This window comes from Flammeovirga yaeyamensis (assembly GCF_018736045.1).
Lineage (GTDB): Bacteria > Bacteroidota > Bacteroidia > Cytophagales > Flammeovirgaceae > Flammeovirga > Flammeovirga yaeyamensis.
The window spans coordinates 541499-553767 of record NZ_CP076133.1 but is presented as its reverse complement, the minus strand read 5'-3'; the positions used below and the strand labels follow the sequence as shown (position 1 = coordinate 553767).

Annotated in this window: 7 protein-coding genes; 2 read left to right on the top strand and 5 right to left on the bottom strand. The window is 36.4% G+C overall.

The genetic code is table 11. The annotated features are described in order from the left end of the window. Positions 1 to 20 precede the first annotated feature (20 nt). Both KMW28_RS22400 and KMW28_RS22395 read left to right on the top strand, forming a co-directional pair. Positions 21 to 1931, top strand: a complete 1911-nt coding sequence (locus KMW28_RS22400) for a sulfatase family protein (protein WP_169662151.1) — start codon at positions 21 to 23, stop codon at positions 1929 to 1931. Between the two features lie 170 nt (positions 1932 to 2101). Continuing rightward, complete coding sequence (locus KMW28_RS22395) at positions 2102 to 3526, top strand: T9SS type A sorting domain-containing protein (protein WP_169662152.1); 1425 nt, start codon at positions 2102 to 2104, stop codon at positions 3524 to 3526. A gap of 65 nt (positions 3527 to 3591) precedes the next feature. On the opposite strand, the gene KMW28_RS22390 is transcribed toward KMW28_RS22395, so the two are convergent. From KMW28_RS22390 to KMW28_RS22370, 5 genes are all read right to left on the bottom strand, one after another. After that, entirely contained in the window at positions 3592 to 4614 is a 1023-nt protein-coding gene (locus tag KMW28_RS22390; RefSeq protein ID WP_169662153.1) for a UvrB/UvrC motif-containing protein, read from the bottom strand. Between the two features lie 279 nt (positions 4615 to 4893). Beyond that, a complete protein-coding gene (locus tag KMW28_RS22385; RefSeq protein ID WP_169662154.1) occupies positions 4894 to 5739 on the bottom strand; it encodes a DUF1735 domain-containing protein in 846 nt (281 codons plus the stop codon). A gap of 16 nt (positions 5740 to 5755) precedes the next feature. Next, a complete protein-coding gene (locus KMW28_RS22380; protein WP_169662155.1) occupies positions 5756 to 7438 on the bottom strand; it encodes a RagB/SusD family nutrient uptake outer membrane protein in 1683 nt (560 codons plus the stop codon). Between the two features lie 10 nt (positions 7439 to 7448). Next, complete coding sequence (locus tag KMW28_RS22375; RefSeq protein ID WP_169662156.1) at positions 7449 to 10460, bottom strand: SusC/RagA family TonB-linked outer membrane protein; 3012 nt, start codon at positions 10458 to 10460, stop codon at positions 7449 to 7451. Positions 10461 to 10479: 19 nt separating this feature from the next. Beyond that, a complete protein-coding gene (locus KMW28_RS22370; protein WP_169662157.1) occupies positions 10480 to 12234 on the bottom strand; it encodes a RagB/SusD family nutrient uptake outer membrane protein in 1755 nt (584 codons plus the stop codon). Positions 12235 to 12269: the final 35 nt, after the last annotated feature.

The window sequence follows — 12269 nt, the reverse complement described above, 5'->3', positions numbered from 1 at the left end:
TGTACTAAAAAAAGAAAGAAATGAAACAATTATACTTCCTCATCACCTTATTTATAAGCGTTCAGATACACGCTCAACAGAAGGATCAACCTAATATTTTATGGATTACTTTTGAAGATACCTCTCCACATTTAATCTATGATAACCCTTCTTCAAACACGCCCAATATGGATCGCTTAGAACAAGAAGGAGTACGTTTCAATGCCATGTTTTCGACAGCCACTATTTGTTCGCCTTCGAGATCGGCAATTATCACCGGACTGCATGCAACATCAATTGGTACAGGAAATCATAGAAGTAGTATTCCTTTTCCAGATCAGATTAAGGGCTTTCCTTATTATTTAAAGCAACAGGGCTACCATACTTCCAATAATGTAAAAACAGATTATAATGTCTTCGACCAAAAGAAGTTTATCAACGAATGTTGGACAGAGTCGAGCAAAACAGCCCATTGGAGAAACCGCAAGGACGGTCAGGCTTTCTTTTCAGTCTTTAATTTAAATGAGTCGCATGCCTCTAGAACTTTTGTGTGGAAAGAAGAGAAATACAAAAGAGAGATTTTATCCCATCTTCCAGAAGAGTTAAGAACCAAAGAAGAAACTTTAATCTTACCTCCATTTTATAGAGATAGTCCAGAAATGAGACATCATATGGCCAGAATATATAACTGTATTAATTATACAGATTATAGAATTGGTCAGATTTTGTCCCAATTGAAACACGATGGGTTGGAAGAAGAAACTATCATTTTTGTTTTTGCAGATCATGGAGAAGCGATGCCTAGAGGAAAAGGAAATGGAATTAACCTTGGTCATAGAGTACCGATGTATGTGTATGTACCAGAAAAGTACAAACATCTGTCGGGTTTAACAATGGGTAATAAAACTGATAGAGTAGGTAGCTTCGAAGACTTAGCAGCAACGATCTTAACTTTGGCGGACATCAAAAAGCCGGCTTATTTTGAGGGTACCAACCTTTTGGCTGAGAACTATAGTAAAACACATTTTTACGGTCATAAAGACGGTGCAGACGATGCGAGAGACATCACCAGAGAAGTTTCTGATGGCCGTTTTATGTACTCAAGAGTGTACAATACATCACTTCCTGAAATGCAATTTAAGCACTATACAGGGATTGCTGATATTTACACGACGATGAAAACGGATTTGAAGAATGATCTTTTAAACGACGATCAGAAGAATATCTTTATTAAAAATCGTGATAAGGAAATGTTATTTGATTTGGAAAATGATCCTTGGGAATTAAATAACTTGGCGAACGATCCAAAGTATGCTAAGCAGCTGAAGAAGTTTAGAAAAATCTGTCAGGAAGAAATCTTAAAGACCAGAGATTTACAGTTCATTCCTTATGGTGAAATGATGCGTATGTCGGAGAAAACTGGATTGGCTCCCTATGACTTCAAGTCAGACGAATCGGTATATCCACTTAAATCAATGATGTCGATGATCAACCTTTCGGGAGAGGGAAGTAAAGCCATTAGTAAACAACTGAAAGGGTTAAAATCGGAACATGGATTGGTACGTTATTGGGCGGCGTATGGGTTGAGAAACCAAAATTACTTAACAGCTAATGAATATCAGATAATCGAAGACGTGTTGGAAGTGGAGAAAGAAACCTATGTGCAAATTGAGTTAGCCACAATTTTGTGTATCCATAATCCGAAACATTCATCTTTCCGTTTACTTCAAAAATATGCTATGGGTAGTAATTATTTCGATCAGTGGCATGCCCTAAGAAATGTATTTGATTATTTACCAAACCAAGGTGATTACCAAGGTTTATATCAAACGGTCTTAGATAATTTACCGAATAAAAAGAAGGTGAAGAAACTACATAAGAACATCTACTTTGATGTCTTTGAGACAGCGAAAAGTGGTATTTATGTTTATCAGTTTAATAGCATCGAGTAATAAAAATAATAATATATAGATTAGAATCGATAAAACACGAACTCTTTGGGTTGGTGTTTTTTTTGTAATTAATCCAACAACATTTTACACCCAACCAATAATATGATAAGACATGAAACTAATGAGGTGAATAGGAATGTAATTGTTACGAGACAGAATATACCCAAACTATGAATACGAGATATACTAATTACTTTTGCTGCTTATTTTTAATACTACTATCTACTTTTTCTTTTGAGGTACAAGCACAAATGGTCACCACCCCACTAAAGAATCTATCTGATGCACCCGGAGCAACCATTACTGATGATACACTCACAATTTCACCTAAACTGATTGTAAAAGACCATTATGTAACCTCTCAGAGAGTAACTTATGTAACGGGGCGATTGCAAATACAGAAGAATAGATCGCTTACTGTAAACGCTGGAGATACATTAGTGATTTCAGGAGGGTTAAGACTAAAAAATAAAGCCACTTTAATTAATAACGGGAACATTGTAGTGAAGAAGAACTTACGATTAGGCTTTAATGAAAACCAAGAGGATATCGCTTTTTCTAACAATGATGGTGCAAGCATTACTATTGGTCAGAATATGTGGGGACCCAAGCCAAGAAAATCTAGCTTTGGTGGAACAATAGCCGTAAATGAAGAAGTGAGAGTAAATTTTGATGGAAATTTATTCCCGGCTAATGGTAAACTCTACTATGGATCTGAAAATACCAATCGATTCTCTGATGATACCCCGAACGCTAGTGAAATGTCTATTTCAAATTACTTTGCTAATAATACACACAATCAGATTCACGAAAATCAGAATGTGAACAATAGATCAGAAGATTATATCAACGCCATAAAGAACCATAACAAAAGAAAGCGTTACCTACCTTTAGTAGGTGGTGTACCCAATGATGAAGCCGCAGGTATGCTCGTTCGTTTCTTAGTGGATGTTGACCTTCAGGATGATGATTTACCTGTTGAACTTACTTATTTTAATGTCGTTTCTAAAGATGGCGAAGTAAGAACATATTGGGAAACTGCAACAGAAATAAACAATAGCCACTTTATGTTGGAACGATCTACAGATGGTAGAAACTATAAAGTGCTTTATGATAAAATCCATGGAGCAGGAAATTCTAATGTTTCCATCAACTATGAGGCTGAAGACAAAGATCCTATAGAAGGAAAAATATATTACCGCCTTACTCAAGTCGATTTTGATGGCAAACAAGAGTCTTGGGTAGAGGTGATCTATCATGGAGATAAAGTACAGGGAGAAGTATTAAACATCTATCCTAACCCTGCCCAATTCCAATTGAATGTGGCCATGCATTTATTGGAAGACGAAAAACCTACTTTCGAATTCATCAACCCTGCTACAGGACATCAAGTACCTTTGCCGGAAGTGAGTATGACCAACTCTAAAGCTTCTTTTGATATTTCAGAATTTAATGCCGGTACGTATGTAATGGTCGTTAAATTAAATGGAAGGGTAAGTCATCGTAGTCAAGTCGTTATTTTAGGAACGGGTAACCGTTCGAAGGAAGAAGACAAGGAACAGAAAAAGAAAGAGAAAAAACAGAAGAAGAAATAAAACAAAAAAGCAGTATCAATAACTCATTATTATCGATACTGCTTTTTATTTAAAACCTTATTAGATTACTCCAACGCCACCTCATCTCCAAACTTCTCTTTCCATGTTTTTTGAAGCTCCCCTGCCTTAATGTAATCTTTTGCATTCACTGCCTCTGAAATTTGTTTTAGGATACCAATTTCTTCTTTTAACAGTGCTGCTTTGCTGTAATCTTCAGCAGAAACCGCTTTGTCCATTTCAGCTTTTAACAACTGTATTCTTTCGTTTTCTGATACCGTTCCATTATCTGTACCACCTGCAACAACAGCATCTGTAGCTGTTTGCTGGGCTGGAAGGTATTTCGCAATTTTATTTTGATAGGTTGATGGCAATTGAATTGAAGTGGCATCAATTGGATATTTTTCACCGTCTATGACCAAATTGGTTGGCTTAATCAACATCAAATGATTGATTCCGTAGCAGTGGAATACCTGACTTTTCATAGGAAGATTATCGTGTGCCTGTGATTCTTGTGTAACCACTTGATCAGGATAATACATTTCATATTCAAAAGAAATATTTGATGCTGTAGTCAGCTTACTTGCTTCAACTTCGAAATCTACTCCGTCATACAATTTTACATTACCTAGTTTAGTGGTAGTAATTGTAATTGGATTTTTTTGATTAATTGAATCGATTAAAATAAAACCATCTGCAAGAGCTTTTGTTATTTCTGTTGTTCTAGAAAACTTATGAATCTTAATTTGTGAAAGGTCAAAATCAGTAAATGATGTCAAACCGTTGGTATTGATCACCAATTGTTTCATCGTTTCTCCTTTCGCAATAACAAGGTCATACACTTCTTCTCCCACTCTTTTCTCCCCTCCAAAATTAGCGTGAATTGTTAGCACGCCAGTAATGTAAATGTCTTGATCAGAATTATTGTTGATGTTAAAGAAGTGGTAGCTTCTATTTATTTCATCGGCATATCTTTCCCAAGTAAATTCGAATTCTACACCTTCTTTAGATGAGTTTTCTTGAGCAAATAATGAAGTGGAAATGGTTAAAAATAATAGAAGTACAATACGAGAGGTAAGGGAGTTGTTCATATTATCGAGTTAGATTGTTTTTGTAGATTATAGCTACAAGATATCAAAATTTCTTGAAACAATTATATTTACGACTGCTTAATCGTTTTGTTCTTAATGAAAACCTTATTTCAACCTTCATTTCCAATAAAACCTTGAATTTGAATACTTAAAGTACATTTTCTGAGTTCCAAAACTCTGTTAACAAAACATAAACCTTAAATTTTCTAAAAATAAAAAAGAGGTGAACCCATAAAAAATGAATTCACCTTCTATTATTTTGAATGATGGAATCTTCACCTACCACGTCTCAAATACGATATTTCTTTTGGCGAAAATAAGGGTATCCGAAACCTCATGAAGAATGCCTTCCTGCTCAAACTTGTATTTGATGTACAATTCTTTTTTATCTTCCGATACCGAAGCTTCATCATCAACAAAATTGGCGACTTCCTCGCTTGAAAGAGTAATGTCGCTGTCTTCCATCAAGATATTAAGGTGGTAATCGGAATTACCCATTGCGTTTGCTACCACTTCATTTTTTGTCTTTGTATTCAACACATTCGATCGATTTCTCTCTAAAGTAGGCTGACTATAGGTCACCGTCCATGAAGAGTCTTTAGCAATATCCGTCATTTTAGAAACACCTTTCTGATACCACGTGCCATCCAATTTTGCGATGTATTTAAACAGAATGATAGTATACCCTTTCGACTCATGAATTTGATCCAATGAAGTAGAGGTGATACGAACAGGCAAAGCCAAATTTGTCATTGGTGCAGCTGCTTCTGTTAAACGTTGCATATCAAAAGCTACTGTGATATCTCCTTGGAAACTTCCACTTGGAATAGAAATCGAATTCTCGTTGGATAAACTATACAATTCCGATGGCAACAAGGTGTAAGATGTGCCTTCTAATAAGGATGGATCTACTTCGAATTCCACCCATTCATTATTGGTATTTTCCCTTCGACCACCAAAAGCGACACCTAACTTTATTTGTTCATATTCGTCGACTATCAACGTTCTAATAGGTGTTTGATGTGCGAAATAAACTGTTGTCTCGTCGAAATCATTTAAGTAACTATCGTATGCACAACTTGTTAAAAGGCATGCTAGAGTAAGTATATATAGTATTTTTTTCATTGTCTGTTCGATTTATTTACCAACCATCATTTTGTCTTAACCCTAATGCTACCTGATTAAAAGGAATAGGACCAAAACGCATATATTCATCAAAGTTTCTTCTTTCTATTACGGGGTATTCGTAAGTGAACTCGTCTTCTCCTAGTTTCTGAATTTTCACTCCCTTTACCTCATTATTTAAAGCATCGTTCCATCTTCTCAAGTCCCAGAAATAATGTCCTTCGAAACACAATTCGATACGTCTTTCTTTCTTAATCAAAGTTCTAAAAGCATCCTGACCTTGAGCTGCCACTTCATTTAAATAATCATGATTTGTTAGACCAGCACGTTTTCTCACTTCTTTAATTGCATCTTTTGCACTCATGCTCACCCCGCCAAATTCTACGGGAACATCAGGTCCTACCCATTCGTTGGCTGCTTCTGCAAAGTTTAAGAAGATTTCTGCGTACCTGAATAAGGCATAATAATGCAATCCTACAGTTTCATCAATGCCATCAGCGCTAGCTCGCATCGACATCCATTTCCTTAAATACATTCCTGTACGAGTCGCATTTACATATTGAGCTTCTGTATCAAAACCGCCTACAAATGTTTCTAGCTTTTGATTTCTATAACCTGATCCATTATAAGCGATAGTGGCTTTAAAACGATTGGATACATTGTCATAAGGATGTTGTGGATCGTAATTACTATTGGGATGATCGATAGGATAACCATCCTTCCCAAAAAATGTATCTGCTAGATTTTGAGAAGGAGACGTTCTACCATCACCATTGGATGAAGGAGGATAATTATCTTTAAAGAAAGTGTTGTTTCTATCGAACTTCCTCATGATAATTTCATTATGATTTTGGGCACAGTAATAAGACTCCAAATCATCCCACTTGATCGATGGTAGGGAAGTTCTCGTATGAGCCATCATGGTTAATGAAGCTTTTACTGTTTCACTCCAATCTTTTACGCCAAACAAAGGACTCGCTGCATACAGCAAAACACGAGTTTTTAAAGCCATGGCAGCTGTATAGGTTGCACGCCCCATTTGTTGCTTCCCTACAACATGATCGTTACCATTATACTCTTCCGGTAACCATTCGATCGCTTTTTCTATATCTGCTAAGATAAAATTGATACATTCTTCATAAGAAGCTCTTTTGGTTGTGTTTGCATAATCTCTATCATTTTCAATAGGGCGATTATACAAAGGGACTCCTTTTAACTCCCCATCCACTTTACCAGCATAGGCTTGCAGAAGCTTCCAATAATACCATGCTCTTAAAAAGCGAGCCTCCCCATTCAAACGCTCTTTGATTTGTTGGTTCAACAAGGCATCAGAAAGATAATAATTGGCATTCTGACCGTACTTTATCCATAGATTAATGTATTCGATTTGTTGGTACCAATCATACCACAAACCAGTGCCATTGTTATCTGCTCTCCAACCACCATTTCCGTTAATGTACACCATCGAAATATAATGGTTGGTGACTGCATTATCAGTTACACAGTCTAGAAATGTGCTTTCTTCCAATCCAAAATTATCTGGCAGAGCAACATAAGCGTTTAACAATACGCCCTCTGCATAAACTGGATTTGTCCAAACGTTTTCATCAGAAACTGAACCATCAAAATTGGCCTCCAGGTATTTATTACATGAGGTACATCCAATGATTATTCCGATATATATAATTAATCTTTTCATTTCACTAAAATTAAATAGTCAACTGAACACCCAACATATAAGTGGTTAATAATGGGAAATTCGAATACCCGGCATTGATGTTCGACGGATCTACATCTTTAATTTTCGACCATGTAAATAGGTTGTGCCCTCTTGCATATAGTTTCATGGTTTTAAAAGTATTCTTGGTCATTTTCTCCAAAGGCCAGTAATAGGCAATCTGAACATTATCGATGCGTACATAACTACCATCTTCTATCCAATAACTGTTGTTTTGGAAGTTGTTCTGATACTCCTTTGTGGTTAACCTTGGGTAAGTGGCATTCGGATTACTCTCTGTCCAACGATCCCTTACTACACCTGAATATTTCCCTTCTCCGTAGTTCCAGAAATAGGTATTATCAAGTAATATCTCTCGACCAAAAACGCCCGATAACTGTGTATAAAATTCGAAGTTCTTATAGTTTAATTTGATGTGCGTATTCAAGATCACATCCGGGTAACTATCCCCAATTAAAGTTCGATCGGATCTATTGATGATACCATCGCCATTTTGGTCGACAAACTTGATATCACCAGGTCTTATCACCCCAAAGTTTTGAGAAGGTGAATTAGCAATTTCTTGTTCCGATTGGAATAATCCATTGGCTTGGTAACCGTAAATACCGTTTATCGGTTTACCAATTCTATTCAAACCATCTTCTTGATATCGGATCACATTACCGTCTATCAATTTAGATTGTGAATACATGCCACTAACTCCCCACTCATAATCGAACAAGCGGTAGTTATTTTTGTACACAAATTGCCATTCTACCCCATGGTTTTTCACTTCACCGTAATTCACATATTGTGCATACTCCTGACCATTAATCACTGTATTATTAATAGGTTCTGGAATATCATATCGGTGATTATCAAAGTAATGAAGAGAGAATCCTAAGTGATGGAATAAACGCCCTTCTATACCTACATTTAATTCCTTTTGCTTTTCCCAAGTAAGCCCAGTCGTTCCTGCTTGAGATAGAATTGTTCCTTTATAAGCTGTATTGTTGTTCGATCCAAAATAGACATTACCACTTTGGGTCCATACATTCTGATGCCATTGTGAGCTTGCAATACTCCTATCAGTGGAGATCAAACCATAGCTACTTTTTAACTTCAGATAGTTGATCCACGGTTGATTTATCAAAAAGTTCTCGTTGGAGATGACCCATCCTAACCCTGCCGAATAGTTGAGCTGACTGCTTTGATGATCGAATCTGTTTGATCCATAATTCGCCAACGCTCCTTCAAATAAATATCTGTTTTTAAAAATGTAGTTACCAAAAATAGAAGCTGTCGTGTTATCAGTAATCTGATTACTTCCCTTAATCTCTTGTCTCAAATAAGAGAACATTCCTTGAGCCAAAACTTGATGATCTTCCCCAAAACTTTTTCTGTATTTTAATCGACCATAAGCGGCATAATCTCTCACAACATCATCAGATTCTTTGCTTTGACTTGATAATTCTGTTTTCTGTCTTCGTTGATTTAAAGCTAATAAAGTATCTGCTCTATAGATAGGTACAAAGGCATTGTAATTGGCTTTTTGTCCGTAAGTTACACTATTGTATGTATCGATTCCTGCATTTAAATCAGCTGAAAGACCTTTCACCACATTCCCTAGATCGAAGTCCAATCCAACAGTAGTTTGTCCAACAATCCTTTGTTCTTTTAAGAAGCCTCTTTCGTTTACCTCTGCATATACATTGCTATTGGTATATCTAGAAACTCCAAATCCTTCTGAATTGTTGTAGTGAGTATTTTGTGGAACAAATAAAGTGTACTCGTTTGGTCTGTGAGTAGAAAGCATATTAAACAACGATCTTCCTGTTAATGTACTACTTTGAATGTATTCTGTTCTTGCATTAATATTGGCTTTTAATGTGATAAACTCGTTCATCTTTGCACTTAAGTTGGCTCTGATGTTTAATCTATCCAAACCATTTGCTGGACCTGCACTTACCATTCCTTCCTGTTGCTGATAACCGAAAATTACCATATACTTTGTTTTTGCAGTAGCACCCGTTAGAGACACATTGGCATTTCTTACGGTAGTCTGATCTTTTAATAGAATATCGGTGTATTCGTGATTCGGAAATTGAAAGGCGTTCGTATTGTTTCTATACCCTTCTAAATGGAAAGGAGTATATAACTGCGACAAACCATCGTTTGATCTAGCTTCATTATATAAGGTCGCATACTCATAACTATCTAAATAATTGTATTTGATGTTAGGCATTTGAATACCTTGTTCGTAAGAAACATCGATCTTTCTTTTGACCGCTTGACCTGTTTTAGTAGTGATCCAAAGTACCCCATTAATTGCGGCAGGTCCTACCAATATCTTTGCAGAGATATCTTTTAGGAATTCTACAGATTCGATTTCATCCACATTAATTTGATAAATGCTTCTTTCGAATCCATCAATATATACTGCTGGAGTATTGTTGCCTGAAGTATTTAAACCTCTTAAAGTCATATTGGATAAATCCCAACCAGGGTTACTGGTCAGTTGCTCAATCAAAACACTTCCGTCAGTTCCCATTAATGACGTAGCAGAATTTAGTGGGTAGCCTTTATTGAGTTTATCTTGCTTTACAACATTCGAAAAAGCCACCGATTTTGTTCTTTCCTGAAGTTTATAACCTCCAGAATAGTAACCATCTTCGTAACGATCTTGCTGATCTTTTAAGATAATCTTTAGTGTCGACTGACTGTGCTTTAGGGTAATATGTTGTGCTTTTTTTAAATGAGCAGTAACGATGACTTCATCACCCTCATTTCCTAAAATTGTCACATTACCCGATGTATTCGTGTAAAAAACATCTTCCTGTCCTTCATCCAATTGAACAGAAAGTATAGCTCCGTTGATGGGTTGATCAAATTCATCGACTACTATACACTCCACTTCAACATAGGTCTTTTGAGCATATATTGTAGAAGTGAACATCAAAGTGATGACCAATAGGAGAGTATATATTTTATTGGATTGTTTCATTTTCATTTCAATTAAAAAATTACCAACCTGGATTCTGTTTAAATCGGTTACTCATAAAAATGACATCTCTAGGCCATGGATACCAATAGTGCTTTTCCTCGAACACACGAGTTGCTCCCACCACATCAATCACCTGATAGGTTTCTTCTTGAGTCGTGTTGTTTCTTGTTACCCTCATGCCTTTAATTCTTCGATTTTCTGCTTCGTGTGCCACATGCCATCTACGCATATCCCACCATCGCTGAAATTCTCCATTTAACTCTACATTTCTTTCGTTCCAAATTCTCTTTCTAAAAGTCACTTTATCAGTAGTATACATAGCATTCACAGGAGGCATACCAACTCTTGCACGAACAATATTAATGGCATCAACAGCCGTAATATTGGCTTCGGGTGCTTTTCCATTTGGACCATACGCTTCATTGGCTGCTTCGGCATAATCCAAATATGCTTGGGTCAGTCTCATATAAGACCAATTCATAAAATAAGCCCCATCTTGTTGCCAAGGATTGGCGGTTTCTGGCCAGAATTTTCTCATATAATAACCAGTGATAATATCAGGTCCTGCACCTGTAATATCTTCGCCATTTTTTAATGGATCGCCTTCACTATCATAAGAGAAATCCAAAACTCTAGGTCTACCGTTTACATCAATTCCTTGTTCAGAACCGTGAAATAACACCGAATACCCTAAACGAGGGTCTCTATTTTCATAGGGTTTTTGAGGATCGTAAGTAGGATCGTCTTCAATAGCTAAACCATTCACCGTCTCGAACATTTGTACAAGGTTGTGAGTCGCCAATGTGTACCTGTTATTATTTAACCCAAATGATCTTGGGATATACAATTGCTTTAAAGTTGATCCATATCCAATAAATCCATTTTTCAGTTTTGGAAAAATAGTTTCTGAAGAGGCTACAACATCTCGACTGTAAAAAATCTCTGAGTATTCATTTTTTGTCAATCCATTGACTAATGAAAAACCTGCACTTGTTGCTTTATTGATGGTTTCCCAAGCAGCGGTGGCAGCTAAAATACTTTTCTCCTCATTATAGCTGTTGCCATACCCATTTGAAATATTCATTGTAGGGCTCGCATCGTATAATAAAGCCACATGCTTTAAGAAACGAGCCATAGTACCCGTTGCTCTTCCATATAACCTACCGGATCTATTATCAGGCAACAATTCAATGGCCAAATCACAATCTTGGACTATACGCTGTGTGGTTTCTTCGTAAGTCATACGTTCGAAATCCAAGTCTTCGTCCAATTGATACACTCTGTCGATATATTGAAAACCACCATATCGTTTGATCATTTCAAAATGGAAAAACGCTCTTAAAAAATAAGCTTGTCCCTGAAGATCTTTCTTTTGATTTTCAGTAATCGCATCTGATATTTCAGCTCTTTCGATGACCATATTACAAACTCGCAAAGCAGTCATGGCATTGTAAAGTGTTGACGCTTCACCATAACCATTTGATTTTTGCCAACCGACTTCAAAGGCATTTGCTCCATTATCGTATAAGCCCGTATTTACATACTTTGCATAGTCTTGCCATGCCGTATTACTTGGACATTGAAACTGATCGGAAACAGTGCTAATTGCTGTATTTTGTTTATATAAATGAAAATCGAAAATGCCATAGTATGCATGATCTAGATATGCTCTAAAATCTGCGAAATTAGAGAATATATCTTCGTCCGTAACAATAGATTCTTCGACACTATCAAGGTATCTTTCACAAGAAGAACACCATAGTCCGAGTATCATGAGAACGATATATCTATAATGTGTGTACTTCATTT

Excerpts from the sequence above, each read along its gene's own strand:
- KMW28_RS22385 (WP_169662154.1), bottom strand. The coding sequence starts at position 5,739 with ATGAAAAAAATACTATATATACTTACTCTAGCATGCCTTTTAACAAGT.
- KMW28_RS22390 (WP_169662153.1), bottom strand. The coding sequence starts at position 4,614 with ATGAACAACTCCCTTACCTCTCGTATTGTACTTCTATTATTTTTAACC.
- KMW28_RS22395 (WP_169662152.1), top strand. The coding sequence starts at position 2,102 with ATGAATACGAGATATACTAATTACTTTTGCTGCTTATTTTTAATACTA.
- KMW28_RS22400 (WP_169662151.1), top strand. The coding sequence starts at position 21 with ATGAAACAATTATACTTCCTCATCACCTTATTTATAAGCGTTCAGATA.
- KMW28_RS22375 (WP_169662156.1), bottom strand. The coding sequence starts at position 10,460 with ATGAAACAATCCAATAAAATATATACTCTCCTATTGGTCATCACTTTG.
- KMW28_RS22370 (WP_169662157.1), bottom strand. The coding sequence starts at position 12,234 with ATGATACTCGGACTATGGTGTTCTTCTTGTGAAAGATACCTTGATAGT.
- KMW28_RS22380 (WP_169662155.1), bottom strand. The coding sequence starts at position 7,438 with ATGAAAAGATTAATTATATATATCGGAATAATCATTGGATGTACCTCA.